Origin of the sequence: Mongoliitalea daihaiensis, from assembly GCF_021596945.1 — a bacterium.
In the GTDB taxonomy this organism is placed as follows: Bacteria; Bacteroidota; Bacteroidia; order Cytophagales; family Cyclobacteriaceae; genus Mongoliitalea; species Mongoliitalea daihaiensis.
This window is the reverse complement of sequence record NZ_CP063779.1, coordinates 2315964-2340246: the sequence shown is the minus strand read 5'-3', so window position 1 is coordinate 2340246 and position 24283 is coordinate 2315964. Positions and strand designations below refer to the sequence as shown.

General features: G+C 38.5%; 14 protein-coding genes. 9 read left to right on the top strand and 5 right to left on the bottom strand.

Annotated elements, in window-relative coordinates; all coding sequences use genetic code 11:
* Window positions 1–7: 7 nt before the first annotated feature.
* From IPZ59_RS09945 to IPZ59_RS09930, 4 genes are all read right to left on the bottom strand, one after another.
* Window positions 8–4045, bottom strand: coding sequence for a non-ribosomal peptide synthetase (locus tag IPZ59_RS09945; RefSeq protein WP_236139696.1), 4038 nt, complete (start codon window positions 4043–4045; stop codon window positions 8–10).
* A 12-nt stretch (window positions 4046–4057) separates the two neighbouring features.
* Window positions 4058–10675, bottom strand: a complete 6618-nt coding sequence (locus IPZ59_RS09940) for a type I polyketide synthase (protein WP_236139695.1) — start codon at window positions 10673–10675, stop codon at window positions 4058–4060.
* 128 nt (window positions 10676–10803) lie between these two features.
* Window positions 10804–11577, bottom strand: coding sequence for a class I SAM-dependent methyltransferase (locus tag IPZ59_RS09935; protein ID WP_236139694.1), 774 nt, complete (start codon window positions 11575–11577; stop codon window positions 10804–10806).
* A 272-nt stretch (window positions 11578–11849) separates the two neighbouring features.
* Window positions 11850–12338: a SixA phosphatase family protein gene (locus IPZ59_RS09930; RefSeq protein ID WP_236139693.1), complete on the bottom strand. Its 489-nt coding sequence runs from the start codon at window positions 12336–12338 to the stop codon at window positions 11850–11852.
* 89 nt (window positions 12339–12427) lie between these two features.
* On the opposite strand from IPZ59_RS09930, the gene IPZ59_RS09925 reads away from it, so the two are divergent.
* The 6 genes from IPZ59_RS09925 (at window position 12428) to IPZ59_RS09900 (ending at window position 19740) form a co-directional block, all read left to right on the top strand.
* A complete protein-coding gene (locus IPZ59_RS09925) occupies window positions 12428–12619 on the top strand; it encodes a cold-shock protein (RefSeq protein WP_236139692.1) in 192 nt (63 codons plus the stop codon).
* A gap of 116 nt (window positions 12620–12735) precedes the next feature.
* Window positions 12736–14193, top strand: a complete 1458-nt coding sequence (locus IPZ59_RS09920) for a DUF294 nucleotidyltransferase-like domain-containing protein (protein WP_236139691.1) — start codon at window positions 12736–12738, stop codon at window positions 14191–14193.
* A 106-nt stretch (window positions 14194–14299) separates the two neighbouring features.
* Entirely contained in the window at window positions 14300–16627 is a 2328-nt protein-coding gene (locus IPZ59_RS09915; protein WP_236139690.1) for a glucosamine-6-phosphate isomerase, read from the top strand.
* A gap of 80 nt (window positions 16628–16707) precedes the next feature.
* Complete coding sequence (locus IPZ59_RS09910) at window positions 16708–17589, top strand: ROK family protein (RefSeq protein WP_236139689.1); 882 nt, start codon at window positions 16708–16710, stop codon at window positions 17587–17589.
* A gap of 85 nt (window positions 17590–17674) precedes the next feature.
* Entirely contained in the window at window positions 17675–19042 is a 1368-nt protein-coding gene (locus IPZ59_RS09905; protein WP_236139688.1) for a cystathionine beta-synthase, read from the top strand.
* A gap of 68 nt (window positions 19043–19110) precedes the next feature.
* Entirely contained in the window at window positions 19111–19740 is a 630-nt protein-coding gene (locus IPZ59_RS09900) for a hypothetical protein (RefSeq protein WP_236139687.1), read from the top strand.
* A 4-nt stretch (window positions 19741–19744) separates the two neighbouring features.
* On the opposite strand, the gene IPZ59_RS09895 is transcribed toward IPZ59_RS09900, so the two are convergent.
* The gene (locus IPZ59_RS09895; RefSeq protein ID WP_236139686.1) at window positions 19745–20341 is read right to left on the bottom strand and encodes a hypothetical protein; all 597 of its coding nucleotides are present in this window, start codon (window positions 20339–20341) and stop codon (window positions 19745–19747) included.
* A 113-nt stretch (window positions 20342–20454) separates the two neighbouring features.
* On the opposite strand from IPZ59_RS09895, the gene IPZ59_RS09890 reads away from it, so the two are divergent.
* The 3 genes from IPZ59_RS09890 to hemN all read left to right on the top strand — a co-directional run bounded on the left by IPZ59_RS09890 (window position 20455) and on the right by hemN (window position 24264).
* Window positions 20455–21171 (top strand): ABC transporter ATP-binding protein, encoded by a 717-nt coding sequence (locus IPZ59_RS09890; RefSeq protein ID WP_236139685.1) that lies wholly within the window; start codon window positions 20455–20457, stop codon window positions 21169–21171.
* Entirely contained in the window at window positions 21164–22795 is a 1632-nt protein-coding gene (locus tag IPZ59_RS09885; protein WP_236139684.1) for a putative ABC exporter domain-containing protein, read from the top strand. Before IPZ59_RS09890 ends, IPZ59_RS09885 begins: the two co-directional genes overlap by 8 nt.
* 107 nt (window positions 22796–22902) lie before the next feature.
* A complete protein-coding gene (gene hemN / locus IPZ59_RS09880) occupies window positions 22903–24264 on the top strand; it encodes an oxygen-independent coproporphyrinogen III oxidase (RefSeq protein ID WP_236139683.1) in 1362 nt (453 codons plus the stop codon).
* Window positions 24265–24283 lie beyond the last annotated feature (19 nt).

Genomic DNA, 24283 nt, shown 5'->3' with positions numbered 1-24283 from the left:
TTATTTATCATGCAGATTCTTGAGAATTATTATCTAAACTCAATTTCTCATCTAGAATTTGTTGCAGTTTTTCCGCAAAATTCATTACCAACTCAGGGTCATCAATCATTGAATTATGATCTCCATCCACATCAATCGGAACCACTTCCTTAGCAAATTTTTGCCATCCGTAATTCAATTTATCGGAAACTAGAAATGTTTTAATTTTTGCTTTTATCAAATAAATACAGCCTTCAAAATACGAAAGTAGATAGGAATCACTTGCCTTATGATTAATGGATCGGATTTTTTCAATGGTTGTAAACAGATCGGTACCCTCATCGGCTTTTTCTAAACCAAGCCATTTTTTGAGGAAGGTTCCCTTTCTAGTAAACGAGTTCACTTTCATTCGTTTGAAACTTTCAGGATTTTTCACTGCCAATTGCAAGTCAACTACTCTTTTTTCGAACTCATTCTCCACTTTCATTTTTATTTTACCCCAAGTGTCCAAAGCGGTTTCAGATTGATAGGCTGGCACGTCAAACAAGATAACTTTACCCATCTCTGCGCCATGGGCTTTCATTTGCTTGGCCATTTCAAATGTTACGTAGGCTCCAAAAGATTGTCCTCCAATATGAAAGATTCCTGTGGGACATACTTTTTTGATTTCTTGCAAATAAAAAGCCGCCATTTCTTCAATTGTTTGCAAAGGTTCATCTATCCCATTCAAGCCTTTGGACTGAATACCGTATACAGGTTGATCCTCGTCCATCTGAGCGGAAAGTCCGTAAAATGGTGTGACATTTGCACCTGCTCCATGGATCAAAAAGAGTGGTGGTTTATTCCCAGTAGGCTTGATGGGTACAATGACATCCCAAGAAACATCAGACTCCTCTTGTTCTATTACCTTGGCGCAAAAATCTCTAAAAACAGGACTTTGAAAAATAGTGTTTACTGGAAATGTTTTCCCAAGTGTCCGCTCAATCTCCACCATAATTTCTACTGCAAGTAGGGAATGACCTCCCAATTCAAAGAAATCATCATCCATTCCTAACTCCTCTACCTTTAAAAATTTCCGCCAAATAGCTGCAATACTTTTCTCTGAAGCAGTTTCTGGTAGGGCTGAAACAACCTTGCTTAATTTTTCTATTTTTAACTGAGCAAGCTTCGTTTTATCTATTTTTCTACTTGTCGTGAGAGGGAACTCCTCTAAAACACTCCATGCTGTCGGTACCATGTAATCTGGTAATTTCTGGAGCAATGCTGATCTAATTTCTTGAACGAGTGCCTGTTCATCCAATACCATACTTTTATTAGATCTGGTAATAAAAGCAGCTAAGAACTTTTCCTGATTTTCATCAAAAGCCAATACCGCGGCGTTATTGATAGCGGGAAGACTGGTTAAAACAGACTCGATTTCTCCTAACTCTATTCGGAAACCACGGATTTTCACTTGATCATCCATCCTTCCAAAGCACTCTAATTCACCCTTCAGGTTTATGCGACCAATATCACCTGTTTTATAAATCATTCCCAGAGATGGATTTACAGGATGAAGTAAAAACCGCTGCTGTGTTAAATCTTCCCTGTTCAGATAACCTTTCCCAACCCCAAGTCCTCCTATACAGATTTCGCCAGTAGAACCCAATGGAACCATATTCCCTCTAGATGAAAGAATATAAATCTGAGTATTTCCAATTGGCTGGCCTACCGTTATTGATTCTGGATTTTTTACTTCTTTGACAGTTGACCAAATGGTTGTTTCGGTAGGTCCATACATATTCCAAAGCGAACTCGAATTTTTAAGTAAAAATCTGGCTAAATCAGAGAACAATGGTTCACCACCACATAAAATTTTCAATCGCTGTGGAGGTGACCAGTCCAAAGCTTTCAACATTTTAAATGTGCTAGGGGTCCCCTGCATCATATCTACATCACATTTTTGAATAAGTCGGGCTATCGCTTTCCCGTCTTTATGTTCTTCACTCGTCGCAAGTACAACCGTAGCCCCTGCAATCAAAGGCAATAAGAGCTCCAGACCAGAAATATCAAATGAAATAGAAGTTATAGCCAAAAGCCGCTGTCCTTTAGAAATTCCTGGACGCTGCTGCATACTCTCTAAAAAATTCAACAGATTCCCGTGACTGATTTTTGTACCCTTCGGTTTACCCGTCGACCCTGAGGTATACAACAGATAGGCTAAATCATCAAATGCTGGCACTTGCTCTTCGAAATGATCAGGATTTCGACTTGACTCCAATAATTCATCTATTAGCTTCACCTGGAAATCCTCCTCAATATTATACTTTAAATCATCATGAGTGACAACCAATGCTACTTGAGCATCTGCTAAAATGTAATCAATCCTTTCTTTTGGCATACTGGGATCGATCGGAAGATAGGTCAAACCACTTCTTAAAATTCCCAAAAGAGATGCAATCAGCTCAATATTTCTAGTCAAATAAATAGCTACAATTGCACCTTTAGGAAGATTCAATGCATTAAGATTCTGAGAAATTGTCCGCGAAAGTTCGTCTAGTTTCCGATAGCTAAAGATTTCATCTCTTGCTATAACTGCTGTAGCTTTTGGGTCATTAGAGACCTGTCGAAGAAAGTGTTCCAAAAAACTTGATTTCCCTTGAAGCAAAAATTCGGTGGTATTAATTCTTAACAGAGAATTAGAAAAATCTTTACTTTGGCACAATACTTTTTCTACATACATTTCAGGTGACGCTGAAACCATTTGAATGATCCATTCCAGTGTGTGCATCCAATAAGTAATCAACTCTTCATCAAAAAGCTGGGTATTGTAAGACCACTCTAAGACGAGGGCTTGGTCTCGTTGGGTAACATTGAAAAAAATTTCGAAGTTCTCATACAATCTAGGGTTAGAAAGCACAAAGGATTCTAGCCCATCGAAAGAGACTAAATCATCCATCCCTAAATCCACATTAAAAACCACAGGTACTAAAGGAATTCGTCCTCTCTCCCGCTCAATTTTTAATTGTTGCACAAGTGTCCCAAAAGTTAAATTTTGAAATTCCAGGTCATCTAAAACTTCATTTTTCCGTTGTTTGATAAAGTCTAAAACAGTGATATTATCTTGGATAATCACCCGTGTTGGCAGCAAGTTTACACAATGGCCAACTACATTCTCAAAACCTGTTAGATTTTGTCCAGCTGCAGGAAATCCAATGACAAAATCATGCTGATTCGAAATTTTATGAATCAGGATTTCAAATAAACTTTTTAAGGTATGAACCAAAGAACTTTTAGATGCAGCACTGAGTCTTTTAATCAAATCCACTACACCTTCATTCAACTCAAAGTCAAGCCTTTTACCTTTAAATGTCCGAAACTTAGGTCTTTCTCGGATAGTGGGAAGATTTAGTTTAGGTGGAGAATCTTGAAATTTTTGCAACCAATAATTTTCAGCTTGTTTGCTGATTGAAATACCATCGTCAGATCTTAAAAAATTAGCATAATCAGCAAATTGAATAGCTTTGTTTACAAAATTCGAATGAGCTAACTCTGGGTTATTATAAGACTTCGCCAAGTCCTCTAAAATAAGTCCGTAAGACCATCCATCACAAACCACATGATGTGCAACAATCACTAACTGATACCAATCCCCGGATAACTTGAGCAATCTAAAACGTATCAAAGGACCGTCTGCTAAATTAAATAGTATTGATGCTTCTGTAGTAACCATCTCTTGGACAGCTAACTGCTTTTCAAGCTCATCTAAAAGACTGTAATCTATCTCTTGAAAATCAATGATCGGTTCCTTAAGGACAAGTCCATGACTGCCATCATGGGTGAAAATCATCCTTAAACTATCAAATTTTTTGACAAGACTTTGAATGGATGTTTCTAGTGCTTGCACATCCAAAGTACCTCTGAGATCCAAAGAAATTGACTCATTGTAAGATAGATTTGCTTCATCACCCCCTAAATAGCAAGACAATAATATCTCTTTTTGAGCTTCCGTAGGTAGAAAAACACGCTCAATGATCCCTTTTGAAAATGGATTGTATGCTACTTCTGTAAGTCTATAATCGCTCATATCCTCGGTAGCCTAATTTACGTCTATTTTGTAAAATGTACCGGATTGGGTGGTATCTTTTTTAAACCAAGCAGGTTTACCATGTGAATCCAAACCTAATTCTGCCCCTGGAATCGGAGCCTGCTCAAACGGATTGGACCTTTTTTCTTTGAGTTCTCCCACATAATCAGCAAAAAAACCGTGAGCTACAAGCTCTTGAATACTATCTTGGAAAGATTGTACAATCCTGTCCAAGTCAGATGTTTCATAAGGTTCTGTCAAGAAACAAGGAAAGTTTTCATATATGTGTATTCCTTTTTCTCTCATTAAAGCAAAAATAAGCTCAGACTGTGGCAACTCTTCTTTGTATTTAGTCAACCAAAGTGATCCAAAATTAACCGTATACATCGGAAGGTTATAATGCTCAAAAACCTGATTTAAGCGTTTCATCAAATGTGTAGTATAATCATTGAGCCGTCTCTGAATTGCACCATTGTCTTTGATTAAGTATTCAACAGAGGCCTTGGTACTAGCCAATGCTAAGGGATGCCTGACAAATGTGCCAGCGAAATAGGTTACCCCTGCTTCAGGAACAGAATCATCTCCATATTGCCAAAAGCCACCATCCAATGCATCCATAAATCGAGATGAGCCAGCCATCACACCAATGGAAATCCCTCCTCCTACAACTTTACCATAACTTGCAATATCAGCCTTGATTCCCATTAATCCTTGCACACCTTGCATGCCCATTCGGAATCCTGTAATCACTTCATCAAAAATCAACGCAGAACCTGATTCATTACATATAGTCCTCACTTCTTTCAAAAACTCTATGGGCACAAATTCTGGACTCCTACTCTGAACAGGCTCTACCAATACAGCAGCTATATCATCCTTCCTTTGCCTGATTATTTCCAATGACTCAGGAGTACCGTACTCCAACACCATTATGTTATGTACCGACTCAGGCATAATACCAGCAGCTGCAGGGTAGCTTTTCCCATTTGGCAAACTACGAACAATCACCTCATCAAAAATACCATGATAAGACCCGTTAAAAGAAATTACCAAAGACCTTCCCGTCACTGTCCGAGCCATCCTCACTGCTCCCAATACCGCTTCGGACCCTGTATTACATAAAGCAACTCTATCATGACCTAATACTTCCTGTATCATTTTACTGACCACACCGGACAATTCATGCTGTGGACCAATTTCATAGCCTTTTTCAAGTTGGTCAATGATGGCATTTTTGATAAAATCTGGATTATGGCCCAAGAAAACAGAACCAAATCCATTCAATGCATCTAAATATTGGTTCCCATCAACATCCCAGAGATACTTTCCTTTGGATTTATTAACTACAAGAGAATAGGTAATTTCTTTGATCGCAGGTTTGAAACCTGATACTACTCTAGGATCAGCCATGTATGGCCTATGCTCCTGAGTGTATGCTTTACTTCCCTTGGTTTTTTCGTTGAATCGTTTTTGAAAATTGTGAATAAAGACTTCTTGACTGGCACTCAACTTGGCCCGTTGCTTTTCAATTCGTGCCATAGCACCAAAAGTTTTCTGCTTTTTGACCTCGACTGGCGCTTGAGGAGCGGGTTTCTCAGAAGCTACCAGAGAATTAGCTTCGGGAGCTTGGGAGACATCCTGAGTAATTGGTTGAGATGGTACCAAAGAGTTTTCGGTAATTCCTCCACTTAAAACTTGAATTTGTTGCGACAACAACTCCAATTGCCTGGATATCAATTGAAGATGAAGGTTGCCTGTTGCTCCAGACTGAATAGGTTGAATCGATTGCACCTGTTGCATCTGAGGAACAGCAGAAGATACCCCCAAAGGAATTGCTTGACTTGGTATCTGAGAGACAGGTTGAACTGCCGCGACGGGGATTGCTTCTTTTGGTAATACTTGATCTAGATAGGTTGCCAAAGATTTTACATCTGAAAGCTCTGAATTCAATTGTTTAAATGTCACCGGAACATTGAATTTGGATTTCACCATGCTGACCATTTGAGTAAGCAGTAAGGAGTCTATACCCATTTCAAAAAATGATTCGTCTTCTGATTGAGACTCAATGCCAGCAGCATCTGCCAACATTTCAAACACCTTATTTTTAAGAGTTGTCAAGCGTTCCATAGGCTTGTTTATTGGTTGAATAAATTGTTCTTGAATAGGTTGAGAAAATTCTTGTTTCATTTCCTCAGTTCTGGCCTGCAAAGCTGGTTCGATCCACAGTTTTTGTTTTCTGAAAGCATAGGTTGGCAAATCCACTAGTTTACCAGATTCACCATTGATCGTATCAAGTTTTAATGGAAGCCCAATAGACCAAAGTTTTCCAAGTGAAGTCAAAAATGCTGCATAGGAGTTTTCTTCATCTAAGGTATTTACAATGAGCTTTCCCTTACTTTGAGAATGCTGCCTGAGCAATGAAGATAGTACTTTGCCAGGTCCAAGTTCAATGAAAACTGCATATTCCTCCTGCTGTAAAATTGTAGAAGCTGCATCGTAAAACATGACTGCTTCTCTCATGTGTCCCACCCAATAATTTACATCACAAGCCTCCTCCGCTGTCAATAATTGGCCAGTAACTGTGGAAATGATTGGTTTCTTAGGTGGGGAAAGTTGAATTTGGGAAAATAATTCACGGAATGGCTCCTTGGCCGCATCCATCATGTGTGAATGAAATGCATGGCTAGTTCGAAGTATCCTATTAACAATTCCATTCCTCGAAAGGACTTTTTCCAGTGCTTCAATAGTTTCTTGCTCCCCAGCCACAACAATTTGTTTAGCAGCATTAACCCCAGCCACAGAAACTCCTTCAGTGAGGAATGGACTAACATCTTCCAAGGTAGCCCGAATGGACATCATGATTCCTCCTGGAAGTTCGGAAATCAATCGACCACGTTCACAAACCAACTTCAAAGCATCTTCCAATGAAAAAACTCCTGCCAAATGTGCTGCCACAAACTCACCAACACTATGACCGCATAATAAGTCTGGCTGAATACCTAGTTCTTGCATTAACTTTGCTAATGCATATTCGATCGAAAATAATGCAGGCTGCGTGAATTTGGTATTATTCAAGTTTAAAATCGCTTGCTCATCAACAATTTCTTTGAAAATGGATTCGCAAATCGAAAAGCCTGCAACTCGCTGAATAATGGCATCACAAGCATCTACAGATGCTTTAAAAAATTCATTGGATTTGAAAAGTTGCAAACCCATATTGACAAATTGTGCACCTTGGCCAGGAAATAAAAATACGTTTTTTTGATGCTTTAAGCTCGTTACAGATGGAACTGCGGACTCAAAAATAAAATATCCGTCTGTTTTACTAGCTACAGCGAAATTTTTCCATTGGAAAGAAGGTCTTTTTTGATGAAGCGTATAGGCCACGTCTTGCAAATCTAAGACTGGCGTTTTTTGCAAATAACTTTCTAATTTTTCTTTATAAGCATCAGCACTTTCCTGTGATTTAGCTGACCAACCAAGTAGGTACGCAGGACGACTAATTTTATTAGGTAGTTGAGTGTCTTGTTTCGATTGGTACTCCCCAAGAATTAGATGAACATTTGTACCACCTACTCCAAGAGAGCTGATACCTGCAACTCTTGGTTGGTTGGCCGTAGTTTCCCAAGTTTTTAACTCCGTATTTACATAGAATGGACTATCCTCAAAATTGATATTTGGATTTGTCTGTTTGTAGTTGATCTGAGGAAAGAGTTGCTTGTATTTAATTGACAAAAGTACTTTTACCATTCCAGCCATCCCTGACGCTGCGTTTAAATGCCCTATATTAGCCTTGATAGTTCCAATAGCACACCCATGTTTTGACTTTTCTTTGCCAAAGACCATAGTTAATCCATCAATCTCAATTGGATCACCTAAAGGAGTGGCTGTGGCATGAGCTTCTAAATAGCTTACATCTTTGGGCTGTAAACCTGATTTTTCGAAAGCCATTCGAATGGCTTTGGCCTGTCCTAAAGCACTTGGACCAGAAAAACTTCCCTTGGCACCTCCATCATTATTTATACCTACACCTTTGACTACCGCCAAAACCGGATCACCATCTTTAAGCGCTTGATCAAGCCGCTTCAATAGCACTACTCCCAAACCATCACTAAAAACAGTTCCATTTGCCCTTGAATCAAATGAATACACATGACCATCACGACTGTAAACCCCTCCCTCTTCATAAACATGACCCGTTTCAACTGGACTGTGTATGCTAGCTGCTCCTGCAAGAGCCATCGAACACTTACCTGATTGAATTGCTTCCACCGCTTGAGCTACGGCTAGTAGTGATGTCGAACACGCAGAGTAGACACTTGCAGCGGGACCAGTAAGATTTAGGTGATAAGCTATCCTTGAAGCTATGTAGTCTTTTTCATTGAGGGAATCCACCTGAAAATCCCCATACATAGACAACAAATCTTTATGAGAAAGCAGGTTATGCTCGTAATAAGTATTCTTAGAAGCTCCTGCAAATACACCTATTTCCAATCCACCTTCATCTGTAGACGCATATCCTGTTTTTTCGAGAACTGCATAGCTCAACTCCAGCAATTTCCTAATTTGGGGGTCAGCTAATTCAGCTACTTTAACATTGAGCCCAAAAAAACCACTATCAAACTCCCTATAACCATCAACTATACCCCTTGCTGCAACTAAATTGGGATTGTTCAATAATGCAGATGAAAGTGAAGCATCAAGTTCATCTTTGGTGAAAAACTGTATGGTTTCTTTACCTTCTGTTAAAACTTTCAATAAACTTTCTTCATTTGAAGTCCCTGGAAAGTTGAATTCCATTCCAATTATGGCCACTTCAGGCCTTTGAGAATCTAATTTGTTTGCATTAGATAATTCTAAGCTCTGATTTTTGCCATCTAAAAAAGCAGCTAAAGCTTTTGTGGTTGGAGACTTATAAAACTCAATTATTGGAATAGTTAGTTGATAAAGGAATCGAAGCTCTGAAATAGTCCTCTGAGCTAAAAAGGAATTACCTCCTAATTCAAAAAAATTATCATTAATCCCAAGAACTTCATACCTTAAAAAGTATTTAAATATTGCAAGTATTTTCTCCTCAGTTTTATTAGTAGGTATCAAAAGTTCACCTAACCAATCTGGTCTTTCTTTCGTGGTAATTGGCAACGCCCTTTTATCAATCTTCCCAGTGGATGTTTTTGGAATCTCATTTAATTCTATCAATTGAGCAGGAATCATGTAGGATGGAAGTTTTGAAGCAATCCCTTTCAAAACATCTACCTTATTCACAATAGAAATGTCAGTTATTGTGAAATACCCAATGATCGATTTTAGACCTGACTCTTCCGTGTGAAGCTTCACAGCAGATTCTCCTACACCTGGAATGGATGAAATCGCGAGCTCTATCTCAGCAAGCTCTACACGATTACCATGAATTTTTATCTGATCATCTGCCCTTCCTTTAAAATAAAACTCATTTCCGAGTTTACAAACTTGATCACCTGTACTGTATAATCGGATAATTTCCCTTCCTCTATCCCAGAAAATAAAACGATCATCCGTTAGGCTCTGATTATGTATATAGCCTTCAGCTAAACATGGCCCACCTATGAATAACTCTCCGATTTCTCCTTCACCCACCTCTTCTAATCGCTCATTTAAAACAAAAAGTGTGGCGTTATCTAAGGCTTCCCCTATAGACGGCAGTTCGTCCCAATCTTGAGGAGCTCCATTCAAAACCTTATGGGTTACGGCAATCGATGCCTCAGTTGGGCCATAATCATTCACTAAAATAGCTTTTGTATGATTGGTAAAGAATTCACGGATTTGAGTAGTTATTTTTAAGACTTCTCCTCCGACTGTCACTTGTTTTAACGACGGGAGCGTTTCCTTTTGCTTGAGCACCTCTTCAACCAATAAAGTAAGCGTTGCAATAGGTATATCTATTGAATTAATGGATTGACTCTTTAGGTATTTTAAAAACTCCCAAGAATCTTTTCTCACTTCATCACCTAATAAGTGAAGCTCCCCACCTACTGCGAAACATTCAAAAATTTCTTTGATAGAAGCATCAAAACCAATATGAGCAAACTGAGTAAATTTAAAAATCTTTTCAGAACAAAGTTCAAAGATTTGCTTCCCTATGTTTAATTTATTTTCGATATGTCCATGTAATCCTTTATGGAGTAATTTCACCCCTTTTGGCTTACCTGTGGACCCTGAGGTAAACAAGACTGCCGCTAAAGGAAAAAATTTGTCCTCAAATTCAACCGTAGTCATTTCTTTTGGAACTGGAAACGCGGTTAATTCTAAATCCGTCCATAGGTTTATTTCATCGTTTTGACATATTACTGTACTGAGTTGTGCAGTAGTAATCATATCTTGAAGCCTAGACTTGGGGAAAGTTGGATCCAATGGAAGATACGCATTTCCCGACCTGAAAATAGCTAAAAGCGCTACTATCATGTTTAAGTTTTTGGTACCACTTAAGCCAATTATATTTCCCTCACCATATTTTGAATGGATTTGACTTGCAAAAAATTTTGATTTTTCATCAAGACTATGAAAAGTCAAATATTGTTCACCTAAAACCAAGGCCTTCCTTTCTGGAAAGCTACTTACCGATTTCTGGAAATATATATGTAAAAAACTCATAATTACCCTGAAAGAATATAATCAAAAATACAATTTGAAAAATATAAAACAAATATTTATATATGAAAATGATTTTTCTTTATTTAAAAAATAACACTAAGTATGTAGGTAAATACGTTCGCCTAGGTTTAATTTTTTGCAGCAACCACAAATACCCAATCCCCCCCTATCCAATAAATGGTTTTAAAAACTACGATTTGAAATCCACCTTTTCGAATCAGGTTAGAATAAGGATGACTGAAGCTTAATTCAACTCCAAATACTTTGGTCTGATCTTGACTTTCCAATGCCTGTGCATCCTCAATAGGCTCAAAAAACATTAATGCAGAACTTTTCTTATCTGCTATTAACTGTATCAATTCTTCAAACTGTTTTCCATTAAGATACTCCAATACTCCTCCAAAAGTAAAATAAACAGTTCTCTCTCCCAAATCTTCTTTCAGCATAGCAGTGATATCTCCATGTATAAACTTCAGCTTACCGTTTTCTTCAAAAGCTTTTCTATTCTTATTGATCTGAGAGTCATTAATATCTAATCCCACAAATTCGTTGATCGCATGAAGTTCAGGAATGTAGGAGAGCTGATTAAGTAGCCAACCATTACCACAACCAAACTCAACCAACCTGTTAATTGTGTGAGTTCCGGTGGTCAGAGTTGACAATGCTGCCAACAACTCTTCTTTTAACATCGCAAAACCCCTTTTATTTCTATCTACTATTTGATCATAGTATGACAAATATTGTGGGTTAGACCATAATTTTGCGTGTAAATTGGCTAAGCCATCTAAATCTTGTTTTTTTTCTAGATTGATAATTAAAGCAGATAACGCCCATCTTTCCAGCTTCCCCTGAGGATGTTCCCCACGCTCAAGTCGTGTTTTCAATTTTTTATTTAACTCCAAAATCAATGAACCCACCAATAGTCTTACTTGACCCTTTAATGATTTTTTAGGGATGTAAACAGGAAATTGTAACTCTTTCGTATTCATATGAGATAGCCATAAAAATTATCAATAGTCCAACATAACAAAAAAATCATTAAACATAAAGTTTAAAGCAATTTTGTAGTAAAAAATAGAACTTCGATAAAAGGAAGCACACTCAACAAATACACGATTGACCATGAAACTTTTATTCTTTACTTTCAAATTGGAAATGAAATCTGACATTTCAATCAAAACTTCTTCGGGTAATCCTCAAACCAAAACTCCACCTTACTGGTCTCAAAATCCTTCCAATCAGTTATGGTGGCGTTCACAGCAAAGATCCCTGTGGTTGGTAGATTATCCAGCTTACCTCCCATCTTCCACATCAATTCATTCATACCAGGATTATGGCCAAAAATAAACAACACCTCCACATCTGAGGACACTGACCGGATCACTGAAATGATTTCAAAAGTTGCTGCATGATACAAGTTCTTGGTCAGTACAATTTTCTCCTTTGGATATTTCAAGATTTCACCAAACACAAATGCCGTCTCTTTGGCTCGTTCTGCATCAGAAGAAATGATCAAATCCGGAAGGATACTGTTGTTCTTTATCCGCTTGCCCATCAAGGGTGCATCTCTTAAACCCCTCGAAGCTAAAGGCCTTGCATGATCGGATAAAGTGGGGTTGTCCCACGATGACTTCGCATGTCTTACGAGTACAAGTTTTTTCATGTAAGCAATTTAACGAAATTTTTGTTTGAATTTTAAAATTCATTATTTACATTTATAAGGCATTTAACCACATATTTATCCAATTTATCATGCTTACCGGAACAGTAAAATTCTACAATGAAGCAAAAGGGTTCGGATTCATTGTAGATGATGAATCTCAATCCGATGTCTTTGTCCATGCCACAGGTTTAGTTGACAAAGTAGCGCAAAATGACAAAGTAATTTACGATGTAAAAGACGGCAAAAAAGGCCTGAATGCTATAAACGTTAAAAAAGTTTAAATAGTAAATTACCCAGCACTAGAAATTATAAAGAGACCAAATTCGTATTTGGTCTCTTTATTTTTGAGTAAGCTTTTGTATGCTGACTTAATCAAAAACCTCCAGTTGAAAATAATATGAGTACCTTGAACGCTTCTTTTTCTGAGCAATTTTTTTCGCGAAAACTCAGCGAACTTCACTATCATGGTATTACAACTACCAAGACCGACAGCAGTATTCAGCAAGCAGCGGTACTCATGGCTCAAGAAAAAATATCTATACTTTTTGTAAAAGATGAGTCAGAAAAACTAGTTGGATACATTACAGATATTACCTTAAGAGATAACGTTCTGGCCAAAGGAATCAGTTCAGAACATCCCATTTCCTCAATTATGGAGGATAATATCATCAGTATTGATCAATATGAATATCTCTACAAAGCCTTGCTGTTAATGTTTCAGACTAAAACCCGCTACCTTTTAGTAAAAAACGGAGAATCTTTCATAGGCTGGATCAGCCGAACCAAAATTCTGATGGAGCAATCTAACAGTCCCTTTATTTTTATCCAATCTGTCAGGCAAGCATTGGACACCTATGAATTGAGAAAAAAGTGGAAGCAAGTACCTCATCTTGTCAATCGACTGGTACAGCAAGGGCTCAAGGCATCCATCATCAATCAAATCATTACCAGCATTGCAGATACTATCACGCTTCGTGTAATTGAAAACACTATTCATGAAATGGGATCGCCTCCAGCTCAATTTGTTTTTTTTGTGCTAGGATCGGAAGGAAGAGGAGAACAAACACTGAAAACAGATCAAGACAATGCCATTATCTACGAAGACAAAGCCAACGAACATCGGGAAGAAGTACGGGCATACTTTCTTTCATTTGCCGATCGCATATCTACCGAATTAAATGAAATCGGAATAGATTTTTGTAAAGGGGGATTCATGGCCAAAAACCCCAAGTGGACTCATTCTCTGAGCCACTGGAAAAGAAATTACGAAGCTTGGATTCAAGAATCTACTGAAGAAACCATTATGAAATATGCGACCTTTTTTGACTGTAGAGCGATTTATGGGGATTTTTCATTACTTGAAGAATTAAAAATTTATACCAATCAATTACTTAGCCAAGCAGGTGAACGATTTTGGGTACACATGGGAGAAAATGCACTCAAGTACAATCCCCCATTAACAATCTTCAAAGGCATCAAAACCATCAAAATTGATGGAGAGAAGAAAATCAATAGCAAAGAAATGATGAATCCACTAGTGGACCTCGTACGGGTCTTTGCTTTAAAAAACGGAATAGAGGAAACCAATACTGGTAAACGGATTGAATTACTCGAATCCATTAATGTATTTTCTCATAAAGAAGCACAAGAACTAGATCATGCATACTACTATTTAATGGCCTTAAGATTAGAAAAACAGGCTGTTCAACTTATTAAAAATGGGCAGGTTGCAGATAATTTTATCAACGTTCAAGAATTAACCAAAGTACAACTAGTCACTCTCGTGGAAATCTTCAAAGTTATAAAATCATTTCAGCTAAAGGTGAAAGTAGTTTTTACAAATACAATATTTTAACAAATCGTAAAATATCTTTTTTAATTTTTTCTATAAAGTTTGCGTTTTTAGAGAAAAGTTTTTTTATTTTGTGTGAGAAATTAGCCAATCAACAAAACCAGAAATTATGCTGAGCAATTATCCACTATCCGAAGTAGAGAAAGCATTTCAAAGAGAATCAGGTGTTGAAAAAATCAGCACAAAAATCCCCTATTTAGTAGTTGATAATTTTCCTAAACTTGGGTTGATGACTGCATGCCGGTTTTTGGAATGGGTGGCAGCCAATCCAGAAGGTGTCATCAGTTTACCTACAGGAAAAACTCCCGAATACTTTATCAAATGGACACAGTATTTATTGGAAAACTGGGACAGCAAGCGCGGGAAAGATATTCGAAAACAATACGGACTTGAAAACACCCCAAAGCCCATTTTAAAAGACTTAACATTTGTTCAAATAGATGAGTTTTACCCCATTTCTTCTAAGCAAAAAAATAGCTTTTTTGATTATGTAAATAAATTTTATTTGGAGGGGTTTGGATTGAGTAAAGCAAAGGCAATTCTGATCAACTCAGATGAAATTCCTCTGGCAGAAGGAAAGCACTATCGAGACATATTTCCTGACTTAAAAGTAGATTTATCTTTACGATTTAGAGAAGCTCAAACACCCCTGGAAAAGCTCCAACAAGAATCTATCTATTTGATAGACAAATGGTGTGGAGAATACGAACAGCGCATTCGTGATAAAGGTGGAATCGGTTTCTTTTTGGGTGGGATAGGACCTGATGGCCACATTGCATTCAATACAAGAGGGTCTCACCTATTCTCTACCACACGCTTGACAGAAACCAATTTTGAGACACAGGCAGTAGCTGCTGGGGATTTAGGGGGCATTGAAGTTTCAGCTAACCGTCTCGTTATTACTATAGGTTTAGATACTATTGTTTACAATAAAGATGCGGTTGGGATAATTATTGCAGCTGGGGAAGCCAAGGCTCAGATAGTCAAGGACTCTTTGGAAGAAGATCTGACCAATATCTACCCGGCCACAGTCTTACAGAAATTGAAAAATGGCCGTTTTTACCTTACCAAGGGAGCAGCTGTTCGCTTAAATGACTCTGTGGATGCTTACTATTTTCAAGGAGAATGGACTTGGGAAAAAACTGAGCGAGCAGTACTTGAACTGTGTAAAAAGCTGAAAAAATATGGCCAGCGGCTAAAGCTGGAAGATCTAAAAAATGACCGCTATGCTTCAAAAATTCCCGATTTATCCGAAAACACCGTCACACAGGTGATGGACAGCATGATTGCAAAGATCAATAAAGGAATAAGCAAAGAAAAAAATGAAGTCCTTCTTCACACGGGACCTCACCATGATGATATTTCCTTGGGAATTTTGCCACATATCACCAATCAATTAAGTGAAAATAGCAATGAAGCCCATTTTTCAGTTCTGACATCTGGCTTTACCGCAGTTACCAATACCTTTGTTATAGAAACTCTGCTCCATACTAAAAAACTATTGGATAATGGAGAAATACAGATGGTCCATTATGAGGACTTTTTTAGAATAGGCTATAAGCTCAAAACTGATAAAGATGTATACCATTACTTAACAAAGGTAGCAGCAGAAGACCCAGCCGGACGTGCACGTGGTCTCAGCCACCGGGTAATCCGCGCTTTAGTTGACATCTTCGAAGTAAAAAATAAGCAACAGCTCAGGGAAACTATCAATGATGTCATCAGCATCCTTAGAAACAGCTATGATGGAGAGAAAAATCCATCCAAAATACAAAAACTCAAAGGAATGATCCGAGAGTTTGAAGAAGAATTGGTTTGGGCACATTTCGGAGTACAAGTTAAAAATGTACACCATCTAAGGCTAGGGTTTTATACAGGCGATATCTTTACTGAACAACCCGATAAGAAACGTGATGTCGAACCCATCGTCAGCCTTTTCAGACAGGTCAACCCTACAAAAATTAGCCTGACCCTGGATCCGGAAGGTTCAGGACCAGACACCCATTACAAAGTATTGCAAGCAACCGCAGAAGCAGTTAGACAATGGGGAGAAGAAAAAGATTTAAGCGATCTAAGGATCATTGGATACAGAAACGTTTGGTTTAAATTTGAACCTCATGAAGCCAATGTCATCGTACCAGTATCGTTGGGCGACATGTCTGTTATGGAAGATTCCTTTAGCAACTGTTACCTTTCTCAAGTAAATGCTTCTTTCCCTAGCTATTCACACAATGGGAAGTTTTCTACCGTAGCCAAGAGAGTATGGGTTAGTCAACTCAGCGACATCCAATTACTCTTAGGTAAAAACTATTTCTATTTGCATGAAACAGCAAAAGTGCGTTCGAGTCATGGTTTATTATTCTTCAAGGACATGAATGTTGAGGAATTTTTAGCCCACGCTAGGGAACTAGAAAAGTCAATTGAGGGTATGATATAAAAACCACTATCAAATCTGTCCGAAAAGGCTATGTAAGTCCACTGTAGCCTCTTCCAGTTTTTATCATTGAAATTTGTTTTATGCTCAAAACCGAAAGACCTATTTTAGGTATAGATATAGGAGGCTCTAACATCAAGACAGGTGTCTTGGTGGGTAATCAATTGATAGATATCCGAAGCAGCCCCACTCCGGCCATGGAGACACAGGAATACATCTTAGAGACTATTTCTGATATCATTGAATCCTATATACATCACGATTTTTTTGCAATTGGCATAGGAATTCCAGGTCTAATCAACACCGAAGATGGCATTGTGCTCAATCTCTCAAACATCCCTTCTTTCCAAAAAGTACATTTGAGAGATTTTCTGCAAGCTCGCTTCAATAGACCTGTCTTTATCAATAATGATGCGAATTGCTACGTTTTAGGGGAATATAAGTTTGGAAAAGCAGGTCAATTTAAACATGTAGTAGGGATTACACTCGGCACGGGATTAGGTGCGGGTATCATCGCCAATAGCCACTTATACAATGGGTTTAATTGTGCTGCGGGAGAATGGTGTTCAATTCCTTATCTGGATAAAGATTTTGAATTTTATTGTAGTAGCAAGTTTTTTATCCATTACTATGGGTCAAAACCGAAAGCTTTGGCAAAAAAAGCCTTAAATGGGGAACAGGTAGCTATTCAAGCATTTCAAGACTATGGGCATCATCTAGGGGAGCTGATCAAGTATATTTTATACACCTTAGCCCCACAAGCAATCCTTTTAGGAGGATCCATCAGAAAGGCTTATCCTTTATTTGAAAAAAGCATGTTGGCTTCTATCACTACTTTCAAATATCCATCGGTAAGCAAAAATTTAAAAATCCTCATATCAGACTTGGATGAAACAGGTATTCACGGAGCTGTTGCTTTGATTGATGAGTTTGCTATTCCTCTAAGCACCGTTGGAGAAAAGTAAACAGAATATTCTTTGGGTTCCATCCTCTAAGCAAGGGAAAGGTTGAAATTATTTGTAACTTGCGACCTTAGAAATCCAAATAGTTATGATTTATAATTCCATCATTGAGACGATTGGTAATACTCCATTGATTCGGCTCAATAAATTGAACAAAGGGATTAAAGGTGAAATACTTGTAAAAGTAGAATATTTCAATCCAGGTAATTCGATGAAAGACCGCATGGCCATCAAAATGGTTGAAGATGCGGAAAAAGCAGGCATTTTACAGCCTGGTGGAACTATTATCGAAGGCACCAGTGGAAATACAGGAATGGGGTTAGCTTTAGCTGCCATTGCCAAGGGCTACAAATGTATTTTCACCATGGCAGATAAGCAATCCAAAGAAAAAATTGATATCTTGAAAGCTGTTGGTGCAGAGGTGATTGTGTGTCCAACTAATGTATCTCCGGAGGATCCTCGCTCCTATTATTCAGTTGCAAGAAAACTCAATCAAGATATCCCCAATTCTTTTTATCCCAATCAGTACGATAATCTCTCGAATGCAGTGGCACATTATGAGACAACTGGACCTGAAATCTGGAAAGATACCGAGGGTAAAATTACGCATTATGCTGCCGGTGTAGGAACTGGGGGATCTATGTGTGGGACAGCCAAATTTTTAAAAGAACAAAACCCAAACATCGTAACCGTAGGAATTGACACCTATGGATCGGTCTTTAAAAAATACAAGGAAACAGGTGTTTTCGACGAAAATGAAATCTACCCATACCTCACCGAAGGTATAGGTGAAGACATTCTTCCTAAGAATGTAGATTTCGACATGATAGATCATTTCATCAAAGTTACCGATAAGGATGCTGCAATTATGACTCGAAGACTATCCCGTGAGGAAGGACTTTTTGTAGGTTGGTCCTGTGGATCTGCTGTTCATGGCGCCTTGGAATATGCCAAAGTACACCTACAAGAAGGGGATAGAATGGTCATCATCTTGCCCGACCATGGTACGCGCTACTTGGGCAAAATCTACAACGATGACTGGATGCGAAACCACGGATTCCTAGAAAACAAATCCTTTGGTACAGCAAGAGAAATCATTGCGTCCAGAAATGGAAGTTATCAGCTAGTAACTGCTAAAAAGGGAGACTCCGTAAAAGAAGCTATCAACCTGATGAATACAAAATCCGTATCACAAATTCCAGTGATGGAAAACGGCCATGTCATCGGTAGCATTACAGATAGCAAGCTTCTCAACAAGATTATAGAAAACCCAGCACTCAAAGATGCCGATGTATCAGAAGTAATGGAAGGATCTATGAAATTTGTTGCATTGGATAGTACCTTGGATGTATTATCTTCTATGTTGGAGAAAGAAAAAGCTGTACTCGTGCGTGATGAGCAACATGGGATTCACATAGTCACGAAGCATGATATCTTGGAAGCAATGACGAAATAATTCAACCGAATATCTAAAGTAAGAAGGCAGTGTATGTGAAGATATACTGCCTTCCTTTTGCAAAATATATGTATCAAGAAAAGTTAGCAGCGATACGAGAGCGAGGATATGACTTCGATATCGCAGACATTTTAGGACGTGCTTGGTTGATGTTTAAAAAACAAGCTATCAACAGCGCTGCCTATACCATGTTGATTCTATCCATTCATTTGTTGACTTTTCAATATTTACCACAAGCTAGTTTAGTTGTTTCCATCTTACTTTTCCCTCCTCTTTTCTCTGGATTTTACCTAGTAGCAAATAAACTGAATCAAGGTCTACCTGTACATTATGGGCACTTCTATGGAGGTTTTGCCTTCTATACTCCAATTGTTTTGATTTGGCTTTTAGGACAAGCACTTACTGCCATAGGTTTACTCTTGCTCATCATACCTGGTATCTATTTGATGGTGAGCTATAACTTTGCTGTATTGATGAGTATCTTTGGAGGAATGAATGCATGGCAAGCCCTAGAAGAAAGCCGTAAGCTCATCACAGGAAAATGGCTTAAATTCTTCCTACTCACATTAATATTCATTGGGTTAAATATTGCAGGTGCACTGCTTTATTTTCTAGGTCTGATTATCACGATTCCCTTAACCTTTTATGCTACCTATATCTTGTTTGAAGATTTGACGAAAGAAGCATTCGAAGGTTAAATATTTACCATTTACCTCCACCTACATACAGACCAAGGGTGACCCCCAAATACGAATTCGCCACAATTCCAACGCGTTGATTTTGCATATTCACAAGTTCTGAACTTGGTAAAATATTATAATCTAAAGAAACTCTAAGTTTTCTAAATTCAAACCCACCACGAATCATTGGGGCTATGGCCATGGAAGTATCTAGCATCGTATCATCAGAAATAACACTTGAATCAACTTCTATATTCGCAAAACCGTAGTAGCCAATACCGCCACCAACAAACGGAACAAATTTACTTCCATTAATAAAGTAGTAGTCAAATGTAAGACCTAAGGTTCCGGTAGCCCCTACTTCTGCCCGCACATCTGATGTGGACTGATTCAACTCTATATTTCTAAAGGTTGCTGCACCCCCATAGCGAATCCCTATGTTCATGCGTTCATTCAAGTTAAACTTCGGTTCTAGGTAAAATCCGAGTCCTGCACCACCTCCCTGAGGAACTGCCATTCCCAGATCGAATCCAACACGAAATTTTCCAGATTCTTGGGCCATTATTGAACCTACGCACATCATCAATGCGATTATGGTGGATGATATGATTTTTCTCATGGTATAGTTTGATTATTTTCTTTGATAAAATTAGGAAAATAATAGAACTAAGTGGGTAAATACTTGGTAAAAGATTAATATTGGGGAATTGAAATTTATAAAAAAATGCAGGCATGCTTCAAGTCATAGATTTGGTTAAGAAATACGGGAAACAAAATGCTGTCAATAACATTACTTTTTCATTAGAAGGAGGGGAAGTAGTCGGACTATTGGGTCCAAATGGTGCTGGTAAAAGCACCACCATGAAATGTATTGTCGGGCTCCTTAGGAAAACAGCTGGTGAAATTTACATCGGTGGACACGATCACTTGTCCGTAAATGCCAAAAAACTGTTTTCTTATATCCCAGAGACCCCTCACGTATATGATTTGTTGACTACTTGGGAGCACCTGCAATTCATTGCGCAAGCCTACAATGTCCCCAATTGGAAAGAAAAAGCTGAACATTGGATGGAAGTGTATGAACTTGCGGATAAAAAAGACAAGCTAGGCAGAGACCTTTCCAAAGGGATGAGGCAAAAAGTATCTATTTGCTGTGCTTTACTAACCGAGCCTCAAGTGCTATTTTTTGATGAGCCGATGATTGGGCTCGATCCTAAAGCAATCAAGAATACCAAGCGAATATTCAAAGAGCTTAAAGAAAGTGGGAAAACCATTTTGGTAAGCACTCACCTGATAGATTCTGTGGAGACCATAGCTGATAGAATCATGATCATGAAAGATGGCAATATCATCGGAAACGACACCTTGACTAATTTAAAAACAACCTTTAGCCAAAGTCAAGACTCTAGTTTAGAAGATCTATTTTTAGAACTGACAAAAGATGAATGAGATCAAACTATTACTTCGCAAAGACTGGTATATTGTCTTAAATAATATCAAGCTGATTTTAAAAAATCCAGCACGTCTTTTACCCTATATCTTCATCGTAGGCTACTTCAGCTTTTTCTATTTCAACCGAGGAAAAAAATCCTCCTCTGTTAATACTAATGATTTGGATCAAGTATCCGATCAGCTATCAGAAGTCAACTATGAACTCATCAATATCAAAGGAGGACTGACACTTATCGCCTTGATTTTTTTAATGTTCCAACTCTACAAGGCAACTAAAAAGAATATCAGTTTTTTTAGCATGGCTGATGTGAATCTACTTTTCACAGGTCCTGTTGTCCCTGCCAATATTTTATTGTACTACATGGTCCGATCCATCATCCCTGCGTTGGGTGGTTCTATTTTGTTTGTCGTGTACAGTACAGCCCAACTCAACGATGTATTTGAGCTGACTGTAGGCAATATTCTGATTATGTCTTTAGGCTTTACATTATTTTTCTTCATCCTTTCACCGGTACGGTTTTTAATTTATACCTTAAATACTAAATATCATATTTTACCGACCATCAAAGGTCTGATTTTTGGTCTAGGACTTTCACTAGCGCTCCTCATTCTGATTCCTGGATTACTCGCTGAAAAATTTTGGCAGGGGATGTTTCTATGGATCAGTTCTCCCTGGTTTGACTTTTTCCCGTTGGTAGGTTGGAGTAGAGGAATCGTCACCTATCTAGGGCATGAAAGCCTTTGGATAGCAGGTGGATTCGTTACAGTATACATCTTGATTTTCCTACTCATAGTCCAACAGGTCATTTACCACTCGGGCTACTATTACGAAGATGTTTTAGAATCCACCAAATCCAACGAAGAAGTTAAAGAAAAAGCGCAAAAACAAGAGGCTTCCGAGTCAGCGATGAGTTTAAACACCAAGAAGAAGCTAGATCTCAAAAACTTTGGAACGGGAGCTACTGCCTTGTATTGGAGAAACTACGTACATGCAAGCCGACAGGATTTTCATCCTCTTTTTGGTGTGTATGCTCTAGCCTTTGCAGGTATTGCCGTAGTCATGGCAGGGCTTTCTCACTTTGATTGGTTTTCACACAAAGTCGTCTATGGCTATATGATCTTTTTATTGGTCATTTATTTCTTTTCTGGAATGGGAAGGACCAATATTGGTGATTTGAAAAAGCCTTACTTCATCTTGATTCCTGCCTCATGGACATCCAAGTTCTGGAACATGATCCGCTTGGATCTGATACAGACCTTCCTGTTTTCCTTGGCCCTCATCGTGCCAACTGTGCTCATTGGACAATTAAGTTGGGGCTTGGTACTTATCTTCCCACTTGTCTTGTTGATGTATTATGTCACTGGATTTTCCGTTGCACTTGTGACACATGTAGGATTTGAAGAAGGATGGGACCGCAAACTCATTCGTCCCCTGATCATTTTCGGAGTTATTTTATTTGGGGTTTTACCATCGGTAGGAGTCGGTGTCCTGACGTTTATCATCAGCCAAAAATTCGTTTACGCTATGTTAGGGATGGCTATAGGCATGAGTTTGGTGACTGCCATCATGATTCATTTGACTTACGATATCATTTCAAAAGTAGAATTCAAAGAGGCCTAATAACAGGGGCCTCTTTGAAAACCTGATTTTTATCAGGTTTACTTGGGATTTTCATCAGCTAATTGCTATTGAAATTGTTTGAAATTTGTAGGAAATAAAAATGGCCTATGTCAGTTCCTACGATCGATTTAATCCAAAAATATAACGTTCCAGCACCTCGCTATACTTCTTACCCAACTGTTCCTTTGTGGGAAGATGACCTAACACCTACCAGTTGGAGAGGATTTGTTCAAAAGGCCTACAATAGCTTTGGAGAGGAAGATGGTATCACCTTATACATCCACCTTCCCTACTGCGAAAGTTTATGTACTTACTGTGGCTGTAACAAGCGAATCACCAAAAACCATGCAGTAGAAACACCTTACATTACAGCCATCATGAACGAATGGGATGCTTACCTCAACTTACTTGGAGAGCAACCCAAACTGAAAGGAATCCATTTGGGTGGTGGTACCCCAACATTTTTTTCACCGGAATCCCTTCAGGAAATGCTCAGCTTTATCATCAATAGCAGCCTTCCGATGGACGATGCAGAATTCAGTTTTGAAGGGCATCCCAATAATACCACGCGGGAACACTTGCAAGTATTGTTTGGCCTAGGTTTCAGAAGGGTGAGTTACGGCATTCAGGACTTCAATGAAGAAGTACAAAAAGCGATTCATCGAATACAACCCTTTGAGCGGGTACAAGAGGCAACGGACGTAGCTCGAGAAATCGGCTATACTTCGGTGAATTTTGATTTGATTTATGGGTTACCCCATCAAACGACAGAGACCATCGCAGCCACCTTTGAAAAGGTAGCTGAGCTAATGCCTGACAGGATAGCCTTTTACAGCTATGCTCACTTGCCCCAGTCATTTCCCGCTCAGAAAAGCTTCGAACAATTTCTCCCAAAGGAATCAGAAAAGCGAAACCTATATGAAAAAGGAAAGGAGATTTTGGCTGGTATGGGGTACGTAGAAATCGGCATGGATCATTTTGCTTTGCCTCGAGACCCACTTTATATTGCCAAATTGACCAAAACCCTGCATAGAAACTTCATGGGCTACACCACATCCCCATCGCGGATATTAATCGGCTTAGGAAATAGCTCTATATCAGATGTGTACTATGCATATGCGCAGAATGTCAAGGAAATCGATCTTTACAAAGAACAAATAGCTTCCGGCCATTTTGCTATTAGCAAAGGACACTGTATGAGTTCAGAAGACATAGACAATAGAAATTTGATCTTACAACTGATATGCAATCAGCAAGCCTCTTGGAATTTTTGTTATTACTCCCTGTTAGGAAAGAGAAATTGGGAAAAGCTCAAAACATTCAGAGAGGAAGGACTGATCGCCTTTGATGCCTCCGGTATTGAGGTACTACCCGCAGGTTTGCCCTTCTTGCGCAATATCTGTATGGTGTTTGATTTACGAATGCAAGCAAGAAACCAAGAAAGATTCAGCTTTAGTAAAGCAATTTGACAGTTCAACCCAGCCTAAC